This is a genomic window from Halobacillus litoralis (genome assembly GCF_009856355.1).
GTDB classification, from domain to species: domain Bacteria; phylum Bacillota; class Bacilli; order Bacillales; family Halobacillaceae; genus Halobacillus; species Halobacillus litoralis_B.
The window spans coordinates 92,904-111,122 of sequence record NZ_WMEW01000012.1 but is presented as its reverse complement, the minus strand read 5'-3'; the positions used below and the strand labels follow the sequence as shown (position 1 = coordinate 111,122).

Below are 18,219 nucleotides of genomic sequence, written 5' to 3'. Positions count from 1 at the left end.
ATGGTTTTTTGTAAACGTTTTCTGATTGTGGAAAAACAAAGCTCTGAAGAAAATCAGAGCCGCGCATTTTTTCTGAAAATTTAACGAATTACTTCTATTGTAGGGGATTATCGTAGATTTTTAAAGAGTAATCTCCAAAGATTTACAGAAACAGGCCGGATGCCGGAGGAAATTGACAGCTTTCTCCTTCCTTCTATATAATGAATCCAACAGAACAAAGAGGTTTCTTAGCCCATCCCTCTATAAAAAACTAAGGATGTAGACGACATAAGCCGCTGCCCTTAGAGGCAGCGGCTTTTTATTTTACGTAGACGAAGGAGCCGATGATATGCCTGGAAGAAATGAAGAGGAACTCCCTCTTTCCCTGCTGGGAAACCAAGGAACAAGCTATTCATTTGAATATGATCCGGAGGTACTGGAAACGTTCGACAACCAGCATCCGAACCGTGATTATTTCGTTAAATTCAACTGTCCGGAATTTACGACCCTCTGTCCAAAGACGAGACAACCGGACTTCGCCACCCTTTATATCAGCTACATTCCTGATGTAAAGATGGTGGAAAGTAAATCCCTGAAGCTCTACCTGTTCAGCTTCCGCAACCACGGGGACTTTCACGAGGACAGCGTGAATACGATCATGAACGATTTGATTGAATTGATGGACCCCCGCTACATTGAAGTGTGGGGCAAGTTCACCCCGAGAGGCGGCATTTCCATTGACCCGTTCTGTAACTATGGAAAGCCGGGAACGAAATATGAGCAGATGGCGGATCATCGTCTGATGAATCACGACCTTTATCCTGAAAAAATCGACAACCGCTGAAGTGAGATAAAGGAGCTGTCCATATGGACAGCTCCTTTTGTTTTACTGTTTATCGTTTTTATACTGCATGTAAACCACCTGGGTAACGAGGAAGTCTTCCATCCCGTGTTTCCCATCGGCACCGCCGAGTCCGGATTTTTTCATACCGGCGTGGTAGCCCTGGACGGCTTCAAAGTTTTCTCGGTTCACGAATGTTTCTCCGAACTTCAGCTCATTCACCACTCGCATCGCTTCATTCATATCGTCTGTATACACCGAAGAGGACAAGCCGTATTCCGTGTCATTCCCTTTTTCAATCGCTTCATCAAGTGTCTTGAAGGTGGAAATCGGAATAACCGGGCCGAAAATTTCCTCCTGCATAATCTCCATATCATGGGTGACATTGGTGAGGATGGTCGGCTTGAAAAAGAAGCCCTTTTCCATATCCGCGCGTTCTCCCCCAATTTCAATCCGGGCGCCGGCGTCGACCGCTGCCTTCACCATGGATTCCACTTCTTCGATACGGTCCATGCTGACAAGCGGGCCGACATCCGCCTGTTTATTTTCACGAGGGTTGCCAAGGGCTTTGCTTTCAAAATGATGGCGGAGCTTACTGATCAGCTCCTCCGCAACACTTTCGTGTACGTACACACGCTCAGCATTCGTACACGCCTGACCGTTGTTGGCTAAACGGGAAGTTGTAATGTTTTCCGCTGCAACATCAAGATCCGCATTCGCTGTCACAATAGCCGGGGCTTTACCGCCGAGTTCAAGGTTGACCTTCGTAATGTTCTGGGCGGCAGCCTCCATCACTTTCGTTCCAGCTCCTACACTTCCGGTCATCGTAATCATATGGACATCTTTATGTTTGGCAAGCGTATTGCCGATTTCAGAGCCCGTACCGGTGACGAGGTTGTAGACGCCTTTTGGAATATCCTCCATACCGTCAATGATCTTCGTGAATTCGACCGCCGTATTCGGTGTCTGCTGACTCGGCTTCAGGACGAGTGTACAGCCGGTAACGAGCGCCGTGGCCACTTTTCTGGCCAGAATAAACATCGGGAAATTCCATGGGACGATTCCCGCTACGACACCAATCGGCTTTTTATAAATAAAAATATTTTCGTTTGCGCGGTCACTCGGGACAATTTCCCCTTCGATCCGGCGGGCCCATTCCGACATATAGCGGAAGTAGTCAATAGCCAGGTCGATTTCTCCGCTGGCCAGTTCATAATCTTTCCCCTGTTCTTCCTGAAGAAGATCAATGAACCGCTCACGGTTTTCCTCAATTTTATCTCCGAGGCGTCGAACAATTTTTCCGCGCTCGATATTCGGAGTCAGTTCCCAGCCCTTCTGTGCTGCGGCCGCTGCTTCCACTGCTTTATTTACGTCCTCCTCCGTCCCTTTAGGGATACGGGAGATGACTTCTTCTGTGGCCGGATTGACAACGTCGATCCATTCCGAACCATTGGACTGTGTATATTCACCATTGATGTATAGTTGATGTTCCTTCATTGATGATCCTCCTCCAAGCTTTTTGTCTTCTTCGTTCCACCTTGTTTCCTCCGTTAAACGACAGAATGTGTAAAAGTTTTAGATGACCATATAAAAAAAGCCTTGAACATCAAGGCTTCCTACCATTCGAGAATATATCCCTTCACCTGCTTCATTTCACCGGATTCGACTTTTTGATCTCCCTGGAAATACGGGTGTTCTTCCTTCAGGTGATACGTGATCGTTTCCGGATCCAGATAAAGCTTGTACTCCAAATCTGTGACTTTATGAAGCGTAATCCCAGGTACTGTGGTCTGGTCTTCTCCTTCGCGGACGAGAAGAATATCAATCTGGTTATATCCTTCCGTCAATAAATGTTCCTTTAAATCCATAGTGGACTCCCCCGTCCTTTTTTTATAGTACGTTTTACCCTTCCTGCGCCTTATACAAACTTTATATATGTAAGAGCGGGAAAAATCCCGCTGTCTATTTAATAACCGTATCCACGGCCGCCCATGTAAGAAGCACCGATAATGATCAAAAGGATGAACAAAACAACCAGCAGTGCGAAACCGCCGCCGTATCCTCCGCTCATATCTTCCCCTCCTCTCTTTCCTACCTTACTACCTTATTCAGCCAGGTGGGGAAAGACCGGGCAGGTGCGGATTTTTCAAAAAATCCCCTGACCGCTGCACATGACTAGAGAGGCAAGACACGCTTAAGGGAAAGAAAGGCAAAATAAACCGCCTGAAGGAAAAAAAGCACGCCCCAAACGGGGGACGGGATGATCCGGAAAGCACGGGCAAGGTTAGCAGCGTCCCCCGCCTGCCCCGGAGACACGAAGCTGATCCACATAACCTCAAACGCACTGGTGACGGACTCGACGAGGACAAGAGAGGCAAGCAGAAGAAGGACATACTGCACGATCGTGTCATGCCCTGTCCGCAGCAGCCAGATGAATCCCGCACCAAAGGTCACAATCCAGAACACCCCATAGATATTCCGGACCCAGAAAAGCAGGTTGACAGCAAGGATGGCGAGAAGGATATAAATCATCCATGACCAATACCCCCTGCTGATCAAATAAAAAAATAGAAACGCGGTAAAGGAAGCTGCAGCATACCCTGCCAGACTTGTGAGCACATGGCTGAACCACGAACTGTGACCGGTCAGCGTAACACCGGACGTATTCGGGAATAAAGAAATATGTCTCACTTCTCCTCCTGTCATTAAAGCTGTGAGAGAATGGCCGGTTTCATGTATCATAGTATTCAAGACTGCAAAATACTTACCCGCAACAGGGAGTTGTGTGAGCAGGAGTGCAAGAATCAGGGCAATTATGATTTGAAGTTTCATTCGATTCATCCTTTCTGGTCGATTGATGATCTTCTGCCCTGTTACTGATTCAACAAAGGCGGAAAGGAGTCTATTTATGAAAAAAAGAATATGGGCAGCATTCGTTTTCCTCCTCTTTTCAGCCGGCTGCGCGGGCGCCGAGGAAAAACCGACCTTGACGATTGCTGCTGCGGCCAGTTTAACAGATGCCATGGAAGAAATCGTGCCTCAATATGAAGATACCTCCAACTTCAATGTGACGTTATTACTGGGGAGTTCCGGAAAACTCGCACGTCAGATTGAGCAGGGGGCTCCCGTAGACGTTTTTCTATCTGCAGATACACGCTGGATGACCTACTTAAAAGAGCGGGCGCTCACGGATGACGATCAGACGACAACCTTTGCAGAAAACCAGCTCGTTATCATCAGCCATGAGGAACAGCCGTCCATCAATTCTCTGAAGGCGTTGGACAGCATGGCCGGAGATCAAACGCTGGCTGTCGGCAACCCCGACAGCGTCCCTGCTGGTACATATACGAAACAGGCGTTGGAAACGATTCAACTTTGGGATCGGCTGCAGGAACAGATGGTGTTTGCCGGGGACGTCCGCCAGGTGCTCACGTATGTTGAATCCGGTGATGCGGATTACGGAGTCGTCTATGCCACTGATGCCTTGATTTCCGATAAGGTTCATGTCACGGCAGAAGTCGACCCTGCTTTACACGATTCGATCATTTACCCGGCTGCCGCCATTACAAAAAGCCGGACTGAGGATGCAGCCTCCTCCTTTTTAACGTTCCTGTCCACAGAAAAGGCCGTCTCGATTTTGGAGAACAACGGTTTTACCACCCTGGGAGATGAAAAGAACAGATGATGAACATCAGCCCTCTCTTTCTCTCCTTAAAAGTAGCTGCCATCGCCACTGTCATCGTTTTTATATCCGGAACGCTTGCGGCTCGATTGATTTCCCGGAAAATATTTCCCGGGAAAAGTCTGCTGGAATCCTTATTTCTTCTTCCGCTTGTCCTGCCGCCGACCGTGATTGGCTTTTGCCTGTTGTACGCTTTCGGTAAAAATGGCTGGGCAGGGCGGTTATTAATGCATTGGTTCGATCTGCAGGTGGTATTCAGCTGGACAGGAGCTGTCATCGCTTCCGCCGTCGTATCGTTTCCATTGATGTATCAAAGCGCGGCCGCTGCCTTTCAAAACTATGATACACAGTTGGAAAGTGCCGCTCATAATCTGGGTGCTTCCAGAAGGAAGGTCTTCTTCACTGTGGCCCTGCCGCTGGCCTGGCCGGGGCTGCTCGCCGGTCTGGTCATGACATTTGCACGCTCCTTAGGAGAATTCGGAGCGACCTTGATGGTAGCGGGATACATTCCGGGAGAAACCGACACCATTCCCCTCGCCATCTACTTTGCCGTCGAATCCGGACGGATGGAGGAGGCCCTTCTATGGGTGATGACCATCATAGCGCTCGGATTCAGTGCGGTCTACTGGCTGCAGACATGGAGCAGAAGAAAAATCAATTTTTTCCGGCATCCTTCTTCCTGAATGGGAGTTTCAAAAAATCAACCAATGAGGTGAGAATATGAAAATTGTTGTTTTCGGTTCTACAGGTGGAACAGGAAAGGCCTTTGTAGAGCAGGCTCTGGAACCCGGACACGAAGTGACCGCTTTTTTAAGGGATCCTGAAAAGCTCCGCATAAATCATGAACGGCTGAATAGTGTACAAGGGGATGCAAGGAATGAGGCGGATGTCCGCAGGGCCGTCCTCGGTCAGGAAGCGGTGGTTTCCTGTCTCGGATCAGAATCGTTAAAGGACCGCAGCACCCTGACCGCCATGACAGAGAACATGGCGACCGCAACCGCTCATCATGGGGTAACCCGGCTGCTCTACGTCGCCTCTGCCGGGTTATATAATGAAATCCCTGGATGGACCGGGTGGATGAGCCGGATGGTTTTGAGAAACGTCCTTCACGATCACCGACAGGCCGTCAATGCCGTTATAGCTGCCGATATGGATTATACGATCGCCCGGCCGATGCGCCTCCTGGATGGACCTGTAACCGGGAATTACCGGACGGCTGAAACAGTTCCGGAGGGTGGACGAAGTATTTCCAGAGGGGATGTAGCCCATTTTCTCCTCCACGCTCTGGAAGAAGGCACATACGTGAAGGAAACAACAGGACTCGCTGATTAACGCTTCAAAAGGAGGATAGCCAATTGGGATATGTGGAAGATTTACGAGCGCTCGTCGGTCACAGACCATTGATTTTCGTCGGAGCTGTCGTCGTTATTGTAGATGATCAGCAGCGCATCCTTCTTCAGCAGCGGACCTCTCCGTACGGCGTCTGGGGACTGCCGGGCGGACTGATGGAACTCGGGGAGAGTACGGAAGAAGTGGCGAAACGGGAAGTGTGGGAGGAAACCGGTCTGAAGGTGGACCATTTGAACCTGTTCAATGTGTATTCAGGATCGGATCAATTTATCAAAGCTGATAACGGCGACGAATTTTACGTCGTCACCACGGCCTACTATACGGATACCTATTCAGGAACGTACCGCATGGACCCGAACGAGTCCCTGCAGTTTAAGTTCGTCCCCCCTGATCAGCTTCCTGCTTCCATGGTCGGCAGCCACAGGAAGATGATTCAGGACTATTTAAAAAAAGCATAAAAGAAAAACCCGTAAGCGATCAACATTGATCCTCTTACGGGTTTTCTGTCATTGGAGCGGCTGTTGACTATGATTACGTCAACAGGCGGCTGGAACGCCATTTCCGGGACTGCTGGATAAAGTGACCGATTTTTTCAAGGACCGGCTCAATGCTGTTTTCGTCATTGAGGACATCATAGTCCGCAATGTTCAGGCGCAGCACCGGGCAGGAATTGAAATTGTCGATCCAGTTGTCATAACGGTTGAACATTTCCTCCCAGTATTCGACAGGTGTTTCCTGTTCCATCGGGCGTCCACGTTCTTTAATACGGCCGAGAACATCATCGAAGGAACCTTCCAGATAAATAAGAAGGTCAGGATGAGGGAAATAGGGAGTCATGACCATAGCATCGAACAGATTACGATACGTTTCATAATCGGTTCCTGACATCGTCCCTTTTTCATAGTGCATACGGGCAAAGATGCCGGTATCCTCATAAATGGAACGGTCCTGGATGAATCCGCCCCCGTATTCGAAGATTTTCTTCTGCTCCTTAAAGCGTTCAGCCAGGAAATAAATCTGCAGGTGAAAACTCCAGCGTTCAAAATCCTGGTAAAATTTATCAAGATACGGATTGGTCTCCACTTTTTCAAAAGATGTCCGGAATTTGAGAGCATCCGCAATAGCATTCGTCATCGTTGATTTTCCGACACCGACGGTACCGGCAATGGTGATGACACTATCATGTGGAATACCGTAGCGTTCACGTGCATTCATTTGATAACTTCTCCTTTATTCAAATGCTGTTCAACTTGAGCAACAATGTAGTTTAAATCGTCCTGATGCTTTACAAAATCCAAATGATCCCCATTCAAACGGATCACAGGGATATCTGGATGGGAGGCTTCAAAATGACTCATGAAGTCCTCGTAATCCTTGGAAAGCTGTTCGAGATAAGCGGGCTGAATATTGGCCTCAACATCACGGTTCCGCATACGGATCCGGTCCATCAATGTATCAAGACTCGCGTGAAGATAGACGACCATATTCGGTTTAGGCATATCATGTGTTAATATATCAAAAATCTGCGCATATTTATCAAATTGTTCTTCTCGAAGAGTTCGACGGGCAAAGATCATATTTTTAGAAATATGATAATCCGCGACAACCGGCTTTCCAGCCTGCAGATACTTACGTTCGATGTCTTCCAGCTGCTTGAAACGATTGCAAAGGAAAAACATTTCCGTCTGGAAGCTCCATTCTTCAATATTGTCATAAAACTTGCCTAAAAAGGGATTCTCCTCAACGATTTCCTTTAACAAGTGAAAATCAAACTGGGAGGCGAGCTTTTTAGACAGAGACGTTTTCCCAACCCCAATGGGCCCTTCAACGGAAATGAAAGGTAGATCTCCCATCGCTTTTCCTCCTTCAAACTATCTATTCAAGCGGAATCAGCCGGATATCGGCCGTTCCCTGTTTCTAATATTGACTACAAAAAAAACGATCCTTTTTGACAGACAGGTATCATTTTATCATATCCACCTGCCGGAAGTAACAGGCGGAGATGCATTTTTAGCAAAAGGATTCCTTTGCAATCTCTGGATTCTTTAGTATAATATGACTCGTACGCTTTACACGCCCCCGTAGCTCAGGGGATAGAGCATCGGTTTCCTAAACCGTGTGCCGCAGGTTCGAATCCTGCCGGGGGCATACTCCATCACATCAAGCACTCTGCCGGATCGAGGCAGGGTGTTTTTTTATAGGGGCAGGCATTTTGGGCAAAAAAAAATCGTTACAAGTAGTAACGATTTCTGTTCTATAAATCTCCAATATTTATGCGCGATTGTTATAAAAAAATGGCGGAGGAGGAGGGATTCGAACCCCCGCGGGGCGTAAACCCCCTGGCGGTTTTCAAGACCGCTCCCTTCAGCCGGACTTGGGTACTCCTCCGTATGACCGACAAGTAATATATTATCATGGCCTGCAATCATCGTCAACATTCTTCGCGAATTTTTTATTAAAAAATTGTCGAGAGGATGTCGATGGATCCACTTTGTTATTATACAAAGTCATCGAGCCGCAGTCAAACCTGCTTTTCGGGCATGTAGAGACCCGTCTGTATAAACAAAACAGAGCGGTGGGAAAGGCTTCCCCACCGCACTTCTTCAATATTATTGAATGACTTCTTTTCCACCCATGTAAGGACGGAGAGCTTCCGGTACGACGACTGTACCATCCGCCTGCTGATAATTCTCAAGAATAGCAGCGACAGTACGGCCGATCGCAAGACCGGAACCGTTCAGTGTATGCACAAATTCCGGACGTCCTTTCTCTTCACGACGGAAACGGATACCGGCACGACGCGCCTGGAAATCCTCGAAGTTGGAGCAGGAGCTGATTTCCCGGTAGGTTTCCTGGCTCGGAATCCATACTTCGATGTCATATTTCTTAGCAGCGGTAAAGCCGAGGTCACCGGTACACATGCTCATCACACGGTAAGGAAGCTTCAACAGCTGCAGCACTTTTTCGGCATGTCCTGTCAATTCCTCAAGCACATCGTAGGATTCCTCAGGCTTTGCCAGCTGGACAAGCTCGACTTTATTGAACTGGTGCTGACGGATCAATCCGCGTGTGTCACGCCCGGCAGAACCGGCTTCAGAACGGAAGTTGGTGCTGAAGGCGACAAATTTCTGCGGCAGATCCTCACCAGACAAAATTTCTTCGCGGTAGTAGTTCGTTACAGGAACCTCTGCGGTTGGGACAAGGAAGTAATCCCAGTCTTCAATCTTAAAGGCGTCTTCTTCAAATTTCGGCAGCTGGCCCGTTCCGGTCATGGATGTACGGTTGACCATCTGTGGCGGAAGCATCTCCTGATAACCATGATCATCCGCATGCAGATCCATCATGAAGTTCAGCAGCGCCCGTTCCAGGCGTGCACCAACGCCTTTATAAAAGACGAAACGACTTCCTGTCACCTTTCCTGCACGTTCGAAGTCAAGAATGCCAAGGTCTGTAGCAATATCCCAGTGGGGCTTCGCTTCAAAATCAAAGACAGGCGTTTCTCCAGAGCGGCGGGCTTCGATGTTATCATCTTCATCTTCTCCGACTGGTACGCTTTCGTGCGGGATGTTCGGAATGGACAAGAGCAGCGTCTCCAGCTTCTCTTCCACTTCCTTCAGCTCCGTATCCAGTGTTTTGATCCGGTCACCGACTTCACGCATTTCTGTAATCTTGTCGTCGGCATCTTCTTTGTTTTTCTTCAGCTGGGAGATTTCCTTGGAGACGTCATTACGGCGTGCTTTCAGCTCCTCTGTTTCCTGAATCAGCTCCCGGCGGCGGCTGTCGAGTTCACCGAAGGCGTCTAAATCAGACAGGTCTTCGCCCCTCTTCTGCAGCTTTGCTTTCACTTCATCAAAGTTCTGACGTAAAAATTTCATATCCAACATGTGTATGTCCTCCTTTTTTCATATAAAAAAGCTCTCATCCCAATAAGGGACGAGAGCTTCATTTATGCTTCCCGCGATACCACCCAGGTTGAAGGTACAAGGACCTTCCGGCTCAGCTCATAACGGTGAGGGGCCGGTCCGGCGTTATCAGCCGGACACTCAAGGATGGATTCACATGGCTCTTCCGTCAGTTTTCACCAGCCACTGACTCTCTGGAGGAAGAGGAACATGCTACTAAGTCCTGTCATCGCGTTCATTCATATTTAGTGATCTTAGATTAGCTGAATTCACCTTACATTGCAAGGCTTTTTCGGGATTGCTCCACCATTTTTACAAAATGTAAAACCAAACGGTGGTCTTCTGTCAGTTCAGGGTGGAAGGAGCAGGCGAGATAATGGTCCTGCTGAGCAGCCACAATATGACCGTCATAGCGGGCCAGTACCTTCGTCTCTTCTCCTACCCCCTCGATATAAGGGGCTCGAATGAACACAGCTGTAAACTGATCGGCGACCCCGTCGATATCCAGGTCGGCTTCAAAGCTTTCCCGTTGTCTGCCGAAGGCATTACGGCGGACTTTGATATCCATCAATCCGAGGTGGACGTCATAAGAGCCGTCAATTTCAGAAGCAAGCAGGATCAAGCCTGCACACGTACCGAAGATCGGCTTCCCCTGCTTTCCGAATTCACGGATCGGTTCAAGGAAGTCATACTTATCAATTAAGCGGCGGATCGCTGTACTTTCCCCGCCGGGAATAATCAGTCCGTCAATGTCATCCAGCTGTTCTTTTTTCTTAACAACAACGCCGGTGGCACCAGAGGCTTCCACAGAGCGGATATGCTCTCGGAAAGCTCCCTGCAGACCTAATACACCGATAGTAGTCATGCTGCATTCTCCTTTTCTTACTGGCTGCGCTCCTGCATACGCTGATCAGAAGTAAGCGTGGACATTTCCATGCCTTTCATCGCTGTTCCAAGACCTTTGGACAATTCGCCGATCAGCTTGTAATCGTCGTAGTGAGTCGTAGCTTCTACAATCGCACGGGCGAACTGAGCAGGGTTATTGGACTTGAAGATACCGGAGCCGACGAACACGCCGTCTGCACCAAGCTGCATCATAAGAGCGGCATCCGCTGGTGTCGCAATACCACCTGCAGCAAAGTTTACGACAGGAAGACGTCCTTCTTCACGGATTTCCATAAGAAGATCGAATGGTGCGCCATTTTCCTTGGCAAAGACCATCACTTCGTCTTCTGCAAGGCTTTGAAGGTGGCGGATTTCGGATTGAATCTGACGCATGTGACGGACAGCTTCAACGATGTTTCCTGTACCCGGCTCTCCCTTGGTACGGAGCATAGAGGCACCTTCACGGATACGGCGTGTCGCTTCACCGATGTTACGGCATCCACATACGAAAGGAACGGTATAATCGTCTTTTTTGATGTGGTAGATTTCATCAGCCGGTGTCAGGACTTCACTTTCATCGATGTAGTCGACACCCATCGCTTCAAGAACCCGGGCTTCTGCAATGTGGCCGATACGAGCTTTGGCCATGACAGGGATGGATACAGCGTTCATCACTTCTTCAACGATCGTCGGGTCAGCCATACGAGCAACGCCGCCGGCCGCACGGATATCGGCTGGAACACGCTCAAGGGCCATAACCGCAACCGCACCTGCTTCTTCTGCAATCTTCGCCTGCTCTGCATTGACAACGTCCATGATGACGCCGCCTTTCTGCATTTCAGCCATTCCACGTTTTACGCGTTCAGTACCTGTTTGTGACATGTTAATTTCCTCCCTAACAGCTATATCATTCAAGCATTTATTTTTGAATCATTGATTCTTACTCTCTATTGTATCGCATTACAGCCTTAATTCCCACTCATTAAATAGGGATTTTACAGTTAGAACCAGCCTTTCACCATATCGACAGCTCCAGTGAAAATATCACTGAAGAAATCACCGATTCCACCCAGCATCAGCATGAACCAGTTGGCTTTTTCCACGGCTTCCGATGTAACGATATCGACGGTCTGTCCCTCTTCCTTCACAAGGTTCCCGTAGCTTTCGTCTCCCGTGTAGACCAGTCTGGCTGTTCCGACCTTCTGACCTTTCTCGACAGGAGCTACAAGCTTGCCGTCCTCGTCAAGCTGGTCTTCGGAGATGGAAAATTCCACTTCATAGTCTTCTTGTTCGCCGCTCTTCAAAAGGGTGCTCAAAGCTTCACTCGTTTCAATGGCTGCAGCGTCTTCTTTTCCTTTTGCAACAGAAATAGAATCCTGGTCTTCTACGGTTTCCCCGGCAGCAAGAATCTCCTGCCTTGTAAATTGATTAAAACCGTAATCCAGAAGGGTCCGTGTCTGATTGAAACGGGAGGAACGTGTTTCAGATTTCATTACGACAGAGATGAAACGCTGACCATCACGCTCGGCGGTCCCTGTAAATGTATTCCCGGCAAGCTCTGTGTAACCGGTCTTCAGGCCGTCCATGCCCTCGTATTCAAACTGCTTCAAGTTCTGACCAGGCATGCCTGGAAGCATCCAGTTCCAGTTGGTGACGGTCTGGTCGGCAAATTCAAGCGTCGGCTTGCTTGAAACTTCCAGGGCTTCCGGATAGTCATTCGTTAAGTGATACGCCAGAAGTGCTGCCGATTTGGCCGACATCATATTGGTCGCTTCCGGATCGGTGCCTTCAGGATAGTTGTCTTCCAAATGACTGTTGTTTAGTCCCGTGGCGTTCACAAATTCATAATCCGGCAGTCCCATTTCCTGTGCCTTGGCATTCATCATTTTGACGAATTCGCCTTCGGTCCCAGCCACTAACTCCGCAAGAGCAATCGTCGTGGCATTATCCGAGTTGATAGCCATCGCTTCATAAAGTTCACGTACAGTGTATTGTTCATCTAAACGTAAGCCGACACCGGAATATTCCGGGTTGGCTGATATATCAAAAGCATACTGACTGACAGGGGTCTTCTGATCCCAGCTGATTTTCCCCTCTTCCACCGCCTCCATGACGAGGTATTCAGTCATCATCTTCGTCATACTGGCCGGCGGCAGTGTCAAATCCGCTTCTTTCTCAAACAAAATTTTCCCGGTTTCTGCATCTACAAGTATCGCTGATTTTGCCCCAACATCTACGCTTGCGTATGTATGTCCGGGATTGGCACTTACAGCGAAAATCCCGATCAACAAGGACATGATTAAGGCGATAGATGTTTTAAATCTTTGTGTCACTTTCTCTACCTCCACCCTTAAATTATGCATCCCTGTTATTTTATCACATGCGTATATAAAAGAATAGACAGGGAATAGTCCCTGTCTATCTAGGTCAAACGGAGTAGTTCGGCGATTCTTTGGTAATCTGGACATCGTGGGGGTGACTCTCTCTGAGACCCGCTCCTGTGATGCGTGTGAACTGACTGTCATTTCTCAATGCGTCTAAGTTCGGTGTTCCACAGTACCCCATACCTGAACGGAGACCTCCGAGCAGCTGGTGAATGCTGTCGGAAAGCGGTCCTTTATATGGCATACGGCCTTCGATGCCTTCCGGTACAAGCTTTTTCGATTCCGATTCATTTTGGAAATAGCGGTCCTTGGAACCGGATTCCATGGCACTGACAGATCCCATACCGCGGTACACTTTGAAACGGCGGCCCTGAAAGATCTCCGTTTCGCCCGGGCTTTCGGATACACCGGCAAGCAGGCTTCCGAGCATCACGGCATGCCCACCGGCGGCGATCGCTTTGACGATATCCCCGGAGTATTTAATTCCACCGTCGGCAATGACCGGCTTACCCAGTTTCGCTGCTTCTCGTGCACAGTCGTAGACGGCTGTAATCTGAGGCACACCGACACCGGCGACAACACGGGTCGTACAGATCGATCCCGGTCCGATACCGACTTTGACTACATCCGCCCCGGCTTCGATCAGCTCACGGGTGGCGTCAGGAGTCGCTACGTTTCCGGCAATAATGTTGACATTCGGATGACGGTCACGGATGCGTTTCACCTGGGCGATCACTCCCTGGGAATGACCGTGGGCCGTATCCACAACAAGCGCGTCGACACCGGCTTCCACAAGCTTATCAATCCGTGTCATCGCATCAGCTGTGACACCGACAGCAGCCGCACACAGCAGCCGGCCCTGCTCATCCTTGGCTGACTGCGGGAATTCAATCACTTTCTCGATATCCTTAATGGTAATCAGGCCTTTCAGGATCCCCTGATTATCGACCATCGGCAGCTTCTCAATCTTATATTTCTGAAGGATTTTTTCAGCTTCATCCAGCGTCGTCCCCACAGGTGCTGTGACAAGGTCTTCGCTCGTCATCACTTCCTGAATCTGAATAGAATAGTCTTCGATGAAACGGAGGTCACGGTTTGTCAAAATGCCGACAAGCTTCTGTTCTTCTTCATTGTTCACGATCGGAACACCGGAAATCCGGAATTTGCCCATCAGGTGTTCTGCATCAAACACTTGGTGCTCAGGGGTTAAAAAGAATGGATTCGTGATGACGCCGCTTTCGGAGCGTTTGACACGATCGACGTGTTCGGCCTGCTCTTCAATGGACATGTTCTTATGAATGACGCCAAGACCACCCTGGCGTGCCATTCCAATAGCCATCGCCGCTTCGGTTACCGTGTCCATACCGGCACTGATAATCGGCATGTTCAGCTTCAGCGTCGGGGAAAGTTCTGTCCTCAGGGATACATCGCGGGGCAGTACATCAGATTTCGCAGGTAAAAGCAGTACATCATCAAACGTTAATCCTTCTTTTGCAAACTTGTCTTCTCGCATGCTTGACCTCTCCTTTTTCTTGAAAATAATCTGGGTAAAAGTGGGTAAAATAAGTGGAACAGCAGGAAGCCGCCATTTCTTATTGTTATTTACAATACGACAATGACCGCCCTTTTTCAACCATAAAAATGAAGGCGGAACAACGGAGGAAAAAAAGGAGGGAATGAAGATGATGGGACGGCCGGATTCATTTTTGCAGTACCTGCAGGTAACCTCCCACACCCGGCCATTTCTGCACGCCTGTTATACAGATGGACAGCATTCCCGGGTGGAGCATCACGCCTATAACAATGCCGAGCGTTTTATGTACGGACTTACCCTTGGAGGGGAATATGTCTCTTCCGCCTCTTCCACTCCCTTAAGCGTCCAGCCTCTCCTTTTATACTATGGACTGAACCATTATTTGAAGGCGTGTCTATTGACGGTGGATCCCGGTTATCCGGCTACAGCCAAAGTGCTTGCCCACGGACTTTCAACGCGGAAAAGGAAGAAGCAGCAATACCGTTTTCTTGAAGATGACATCAGAATCCAGCCGCATGGCCTGTTCCCTCATGCCGCCTCTCATTTGTTTGGCTTTTCAGTGGAAAAAGAAAAGGCAGCAATGGATGAACTGCTCCGGCCTCTGCCGGCTATGCGGGAGCTTTACCTGCTGAAAAATATTCAGCCCGGAGATGAAGGAAAGGCATGGCCGGAGCTGCTCAGTTATTTTGCTGTTCTATATAACCTCAGTATGCTCGTCCGTTATGAAGGGGACTGGTGGGGAGAGATGGAACAGATGAGGGACAGGGAGGATTTTGTCTTTATCGTTCATTTTCTGCAGTCTGCCGTCGATCAGGTGCCGGCGTTGATCAGCACATGGCTGAAAGACCGCCATCTGTCCATTCAGTGACAGACGGCGGTCTTTGATTTACACGTGGACTTCTTTCCGATGCCTTTCGACAACCTCCCAATCTCCAACAGATTGACCATCGGTCATGATGAGCAGACAGCCGGTCTCCACCTTTTCAGAAGCTGCTTTCATTACAGTCCTCCACTATTCCCATCAGGTATAAAAAAAGCCGCCTGCCGAAAAAAGGCAGGCGGCGATCATGTGTTTTATGATTCATCTGAGTGATCTTCTGTTGTTTCCGGCTGATCTCCGACAACAGGTGTCTCTTCTGGAGACTCCTGGTCCATCAGCTCTGCTGCTTCCTCTTCTTCCTTCTCGGAATCCACTCGTGCAACCGTTGCAACTTCCTCCCCGTCGCCGAGGCGGATGAGACGGACACCTTGTGTGTTCCGGCCGGTTTCCGAGATGCTTTCCATCGGCATACGGATCAAGACGCCGCTTTCGGTGATGATCATGATATCCTCTTCACCGTTGATGGCTTTTGTTGCGACGACATGTCCATTTTTATCCGTCAGGTTACATGTAATGATTCCTTTACCACCGCGGTTGGTGATGCGGTATTCATCTGCCGGTGTACGCTTGCCGTAACCTTTACTTGTCACGGTCAGCACCTGCAGGGAATCATCAACGATTTCCATGGATACGACATCATCGTCCGCGCGGAGAGATATTCCCTTCACTCCTGCTGCTGTACGGCCCATGGCACGGATTTGGTCTTCGTTGAAGCGGATCAGGTACCCGTTCTTCGTTCCAATCATAATGTCCTTGTTTCCATCAGTGAGACGGACGGAAATCAATTCATCATCCTCGCGCAGTCCAAGGGCAATCAGACCGCCTTTGCGGATGTTGGCAAACTGGGAAAGGGTCGTCCGCTTGGTGATTCCGTTTTTCGTTGTGAAAACGAGGTACCAGTCATCAGCGAATTCGTTGACGGAAATCACGGCGTTGATCCACTCATCACGCTCCACGTTCAGCATGTTGATGATCGGAATCCCTTTCGCTGTACGACTGAATTCCGGTACTTCATAGCCCTTCGCCTTGTAGACCTTCCCTTTGTTCGAGAAGAACAACAACGTATTGTGGGTGGATGTGGAAAGCAGATGCTCCACAAAGTCCTCTTCATGGGTACCCATACCCTGGACTCCTCGTCCGCCGCGGCGCTGGGAGCGGTAGGTGTTCGCTGGAAGACGTTTGATGTATCCCTGATGAGTCAGGGTCACAATGACCGTTTCCTCAGGAATCAAGTCTTCGTCTTCAATGAAGTCTGTACCACCGAGCACGATTTCTGTGCGGCGCTCATCATTGTAGCGCTCTTTAATATCCATCAGTTCCCCGCGAATAATTTCCAATACTTTCTCATCATCCGCAAGAATCGCTTTCAACTCAGCGATCAGCTTCATAATATCCTGGTATTCTTCTTCGATCTTTTCGCGCTCAAGACCAGTCAGACGCTGCAGACGCATATCAAGGATCGCCTGGGCCTGCTTTTCTGAGAGGCTGAAGCGTTCCATCAAGCCGGTCCGGGCGATTTCCGTCGTCTGGGATTCACGAATCAATGCAATGACTTCATCCAAGTGGTCAAGGGCAATTCGTAAACCAGCAAGGATGTGAGCGCGGGCTTCGGCCTTTTTCAGCTCATATTCCGTACGGCGGCGGATGACGACCTTCTGGTGATCCAGATAGTATTCCAGGCACTGCTTCAGATTGAGCACTTTCGGGTGGCCGTTGACGAGGGCCAGCATGTTAATGCCGAACGTGGACTGCAGGGCCGTCATTTTGTACAGGTTGTTCAGCAGTACATTCGGGTTGACGTCCCGGCGCAGTTCAATGACAATCCTCATGCCGTTCCGATCCGATTCGTCACGAAGATCGGTAATTCCGTCCACTTTCTTATCACGGGCGAGGTCGGCGATTTTTTCGACGAGCCGGGCTTTGTTCACCTGATAAGGAAGCTCCGTAACAATCAGGAATGATTTACCGTTGGACTGCTCTTCGATTTCCACATGGGCGCGGACGGTCAGTGAGCCTTTTCCGGTTTCGTACGCTTTACGAATCCCGCTTAAACCGAGGATTTTACCAGCTGTCGGGAAGTCCGGTCCGTAAATATGGTTCTCCATCAATTCCTGGATGGTAATCTCCGGATCCTTACTTAACGCCAGCACCGCGTCGATCACTTCCCCAAGCTGATGAGGCGGAATGTTGGTCGCCATACCGACGGCAATTCCTGATCCTCCGTTAACGAGCAGGTTCGGGAATTTGGCTGGAAGCACTTCCGGCTCCCGCTCCGTGCCATCGTAGTTGTCGTTGTAGTCTATCGTATCCTTGTTGATATCCCGGAGAATCTCCATGGAGATCTTCGACATCCGGGCTTCGGTATAACGCATCGCTGCCGCTGCATCGCCATCGACAGAACCGAAGTTTCCGTGTCCGTCGACAAGCATATAGCGGTAGTTGAAGTCCTGCGCCATCCGCACCATCGTATCGTAAACGGCGGAATCACCGTGAGGGTGGTACTTACCGATCACCTCTCCGACGATACGTGCGGATTTCTTGTAAGCTTTGTCTGCATGCATACCAAGGTCGTGCATGGCATATAGTATTCTGCGGTGTACAGGTTTCAAACCGTCTCTGACATCAGGCAGAGCCCGGGCGACGATAACACTCATCGCATAGTCCAGGAAGGATGTACGCATCTCCTGGCTGATATTGATTTCCTGCACGCGCGGGCGCTCGGGTTGATCGACCATTCTATTTACCTCCTAGTTGCCTTAAAGGAAGAGAGGGAGCCTTAACA

18 protein-coding genes, 2 tRNA genes and 1 other annotated feature are annotated in these 18,219 nt (G+C 49.3%); of the genes, 7 read left to right on the top strand and 13 right to left on the bottom strand.

Annotation, left to right across the window (positions count from 1 at the left end; all coding sequences use genetic code 11):
- Positions 1-328: 328 nt before the first annotated feature.
- Entirely contained in the window at positions 329-823 is a 495-nt protein-coding gene (queF, locus tag GLV97_RS16020; protein WP_160837702.1) for a preQ(1) synthase, read from the top strand.
- 42 nt (positions 824-865) lie between these two features.
- On the opposite strand, the gene aldA is transcribed toward queF, so the two are convergent.
- The 4 genes from aldA to GLV97_RS16000 all read right to left on the bottom strand — a co-directional run bounded on the left by aldA (position 866) and on the right by GLV97_RS16000 (position 3,652).
- A complete protein-coding gene (aldA, locus tag GLV97_RS16015) occupies positions 866-2,317 on the bottom strand; it encodes an aldehyde dehydrogenase (protein WP_160890096.1) in 1,452 nt (483 codons plus the stop codon).
- Between the two features lie 119 nt (positions 2,318-2,436).
- Positions 2,437-2,688, bottom strand: a complete 252-nt coding sequence (locus GLV97_RS16010) for a hypothetical protein (protein WP_160890095.1) — start codon at positions 2,686-2,688, stop codon at positions 2,437-2,439.
- A 98-nt stretch (positions 2,689-2,786) separates the two neighbouring features.
- On the bottom strand, positions 2,787-2,891 hold the full coding sequence (locus tag GLV97_RS16005) for a YjcZ family sporulation protein (RefSeq protein ID WP_084163164.1): 105 nt from the start codon (positions 2,889-2,891) through the stop codon (positions 2,787-2,789).
- A gap of 104 nt (positions 2,892-2,995) precedes the next feature.
- Positions 2,996-3,652, bottom strand: coding sequence for a M50 family metallopeptidase (locus GLV97_RS16000; RefSeq protein ID WP_160890094.1), 657 nt, complete (start codon positions 3,650-3,652; stop codon positions 2,996-2,998).
- 76 nt (positions 3,653-3,728) lie between these two features.
- On the opposite strand from GLV97_RS16000, the gene modA reads away from it, so the two are divergent.
- From modA to GLV97_RS15980, 4 genes are read left to right on the top strand one after another with little or no spacing between them, the layout of a single operon-like run.
- Positions 3,729-4,505 (top strand): molybdate ABC transporter substrate-binding protein, encoded by a 777-nt coding sequence (gene modA / locus GLV97_RS15995; RefSeq protein ID WP_160890093.1) that lies wholly within the window; start codon positions 3,729-3,731, stop codon positions 4,503-4,505.
- Positions 4,505-5,185, top strand: coding sequence for a molybdate ABC transporter permease subunit (modB, locus tag GLV97_RS15990; protein WP_160837821.1), 681 nt, complete (start codon positions 4,505-4,507; stop codon positions 5,183-5,185). The genes modA and modB overlap by 1 nt, the downstream gene beginning before the upstream one ends.
- A 37-nt stretch (positions 5,186-5,222) precedes the next feature.
- Entirely contained in the window at positions 5,223-5,834 is a 612-nt protein-coding gene (locus GLV97_RS15985) for an NAD(P)-dependent oxidoreductase (RefSeq protein ID WP_160890092.1), read from the top strand.
- 23 nt (positions 5,835-5,857) lie between these two features.
- Complete coding sequence (locus tag GLV97_RS15980; protein ID WP_160837690.1) at positions 5,858-6,310, top strand: NUDIX hydrolase; 453 nt, start codon at positions 5,858-5,860, stop codon at positions 6,308-6,310.
- A gap of 73 nt (positions 6,311-6,383) precedes the next feature.
- On the opposite strand, the gene GLV97_RS15975 is transcribed toward GLV97_RS15980, so the two are convergent.
- Both GLV97_RS15975 and GLV97_RS15970 read right to left on the bottom strand, forming a co-directional pair.
- On the bottom strand, positions 6,384-7,067 hold the full coding sequence (locus GLV97_RS15975; protein ID WP_027955844.1) for a deoxynucleoside kinase: 684 nt from the start codon (positions 7,065-7,067) through the stop codon (positions 6,384-6,386).
- On the bottom strand, positions 7,064-7,705 hold the full coding sequence (locus GLV97_RS15970; protein WP_160837688.1) for a deoxynucleoside kinase: 642 nt from the start codon (positions 7,703-7,705) through the stop codon (positions 7,064-7,066). Before GLV97_RS15970 ends, GLV97_RS15975 begins: the two co-directional genes overlap by 4 nt.
- A 222-nt stretch (positions 7,706-7,927) precedes the next feature.
- On the opposite strand from GLV97_RS15970, the gene GLV97_RS15965 reads away from it, so the two are divergent.
- Positions 7,928-8,000: transfer RNA gene (locus tag GLV97_RS15965), tRNA-Arg, on the top strand.
- Positions 8,001-8,147: 147 nt separating this feature from the next.
- Here the strand turns inward: GLV97_RS15965 and GLV97_RS15960 are convergent.
- The 6 genes from GLV97_RS15960 to guaB all read right to left on the bottom strand — a co-directional run bounded on the left by GLV97_RS15960 (position 8,148) and on the right by guaB (position 14,536).
- A tRNA-Ser gene (locus GLV97_RS15960) sits at positions 8,148-8,240 on the bottom strand.
- A gap of 221 nt (positions 8,241-8,461) precedes the next feature.
- A complete protein-coding gene (gene serS / locus GLV97_RS15955; RefSeq protein ID WP_160837686.1) occupies positions 8,462-9,736 on the bottom strand; it encodes a serine--tRNA ligase in 1,275 nt (424 codons plus the stop codon).
- A 42-nt stretch (positions 9,737-9,778) separates the two neighbouring features.
- Positions 9,779-9,993: a binding site (T-box leader), on the bottom strand.
- Positions 9,994-10,028: 35 nt separating this feature from the next.
- Positions 10,029-10,619 (bottom strand): pyridoxal 5'-phosphate synthase glutaminase subunit PdxT, encoded by a 591-nt coding sequence (gene pdxT / locus GLV97_RS15950; RefSeq protein WP_160837684.1) that lies wholly within the window; start codon positions 10,617-10,619, stop codon positions 10,029-10,031.
- 17 nt (positions 10,620-10,636) lie between these two features.
- A complete protein-coding gene (pdxS, locus tag GLV97_RS15945) occupies positions 10,637-11,521 on the bottom strand; it encodes a pyridoxal 5'-phosphate synthase lyase subunit PdxS (protein WP_160837682.1) in 885 nt (294 codons plus the stop codon).
- 119 nt (positions 11,522-11,640) lie between these two features.
- A complete protein-coding gene (locus GLV97_RS15940; RefSeq protein ID WP_160890091.1) occupies positions 11,641-12,972 on the bottom strand; it encodes a serine hydrolase in 1,332 nt (443 codons plus the stop codon).
- A gap of 94 nt (positions 12,973-13,066) precedes the next feature.
- Positions 13,067-14,536: an IMP dehydrogenase gene (gene guaB / locus GLV97_RS15935; protein WP_160837678.1), complete on the bottom strand. Its 1,470-nt coding sequence runs from the start codon at positions 14,534-14,536 to the stop codon at positions 13,067-13,069.
- A 169-nt stretch (positions 14,537-14,705) separates the two neighbouring features.
- Between guaB and GLV97_RS15930 the strand changes: the two genes are divergently transcribed.
- A complete protein-coding gene (locus tag GLV97_RS15930) occupies positions 14,706-15,425 on the top strand; it encodes a YaaC family protein (RefSeq protein WP_237417285.1) in 720 nt (239 codons plus the stop codon).
- 206 nt (positions 15,426-15,631) lie between these two features.
- Here the strand turns inward: GLV97_RS15930 and gyrA are convergent, their stop codons facing one another.
- Positions 15,632-18,172 carry a DNA gyrase subunit A gene (gene gyrA / locus GLV97_RS15925; protein ID WP_160837676.1) on the bottom strand — a complete coding sequence of 847 codons (2,541 nt, stop codon included), beginning with the start codon at positions 18,170-18,172 and terminating at the stop codon, positions 15,632-15,634.
- Positions 18,173-18,219: the final 47 nt, after the last annotated feature.

Coding starts and splice junctions, on each gene's coding strand:
- queF (WP_160837702.1), top strand. CDS start 329: ATGCCTGGAAGAAATGAAGAGGAACTCCCTCTTTCCCTGCTGGGAAAC.
- aldA (WP_160890096.1), bottom strand. CDS start 2,317: ATGAAGGAACATCAACTATACATCAATGGTGAATATACACAGTCCAAT.
- GLV97_RS16010 (WP_160890095.1), bottom strand. CDS start 2,688: ATGGATTTAAAGGAACATTTATTGACGGAAGGATATAACCAGATTGAT.
- GLV97_RS16005 (WP_084163164.1), bottom strand. CDS start 2,891: ATGAGCGGAGGATACGGCGGCGGTTTCGCACTGCTGGTTGTTTTGTTC.
- GLV97_RS16000 (WP_160890094.1), bottom strand. CDS start 3,652: ATGAAACTTCAAATCATAATTGCCCTGATTCTTGCACTCCTGCTCACA.
- modA (WP_160890093.1), top strand. CDS start 3,729: ATGAAAAAAAGAATATGGGCAGCATTCGTTTTCCTCCTCTTTTCAGCC.
- modB (WP_160837821.1), top strand. CDS start 4,505: ATGAACATCAGCCCTCTCTTTCTCTCCTTAAAAGTAGCTGCCATCGCC.
- GLV97_RS15985 (WP_160890092.1), top strand. CDS start 5,223: ATGAAAATTGTTGTTTTCGGTTCTACAGGTGGAACAGGAAAGGCCTTT.
- GLV97_RS15975 (WP_027955844.1), bottom strand. CDS start 7,067: ATGAATGCACGTGAACGCTACGGTATTCCACATGATAGTGTCATCACC.
- GLV97_RS15970 (WP_160837688.1), bottom strand. CDS start 7,705: ATGGGAGATCTACCTTTCATTTCCGTTGAAGGGCCCATTGGGGTTGGG.
- serS (WP_160837686.1), bottom strand. CDS start 9,736: ATGTTGGATATGAAATTTTTACGTCAGAACTTTGATGAAGTGAAAGCA.
- pdxT (WP_160837684.1), bottom strand. CDS start 10,619: ATGACTACTATCGGTGTATTAGGTCTGCAGGGAGCTTTCCGAGAGCAT.
- pdxS (WP_160837682.1), bottom strand. CDS start 11,521: ATGTCACAAACAGGTACTGAACGCGTAAAACGTGGAATGGCTGAAATG.
- guaB (WP_160837678.1), bottom strand. CDS start 14,536: ATGCGAGAAGACAAGTTTGCAAAAGAAGGATTAACGTTTGATGATGTA.
- GLV97_RS15930 (WP_237417285.1), top strand. CDS start 14,706: ATGATGGGACGGCCGGATTCATTTTTGCAGTACCTGCAGGTAACCTCC.
- gyrA (WP_160837676.1), bottom strand. CDS start 18,172: ATGGTCGATCAACCCGAGCGCCCGCGCGTGCAGGAAATCAATATCAGC.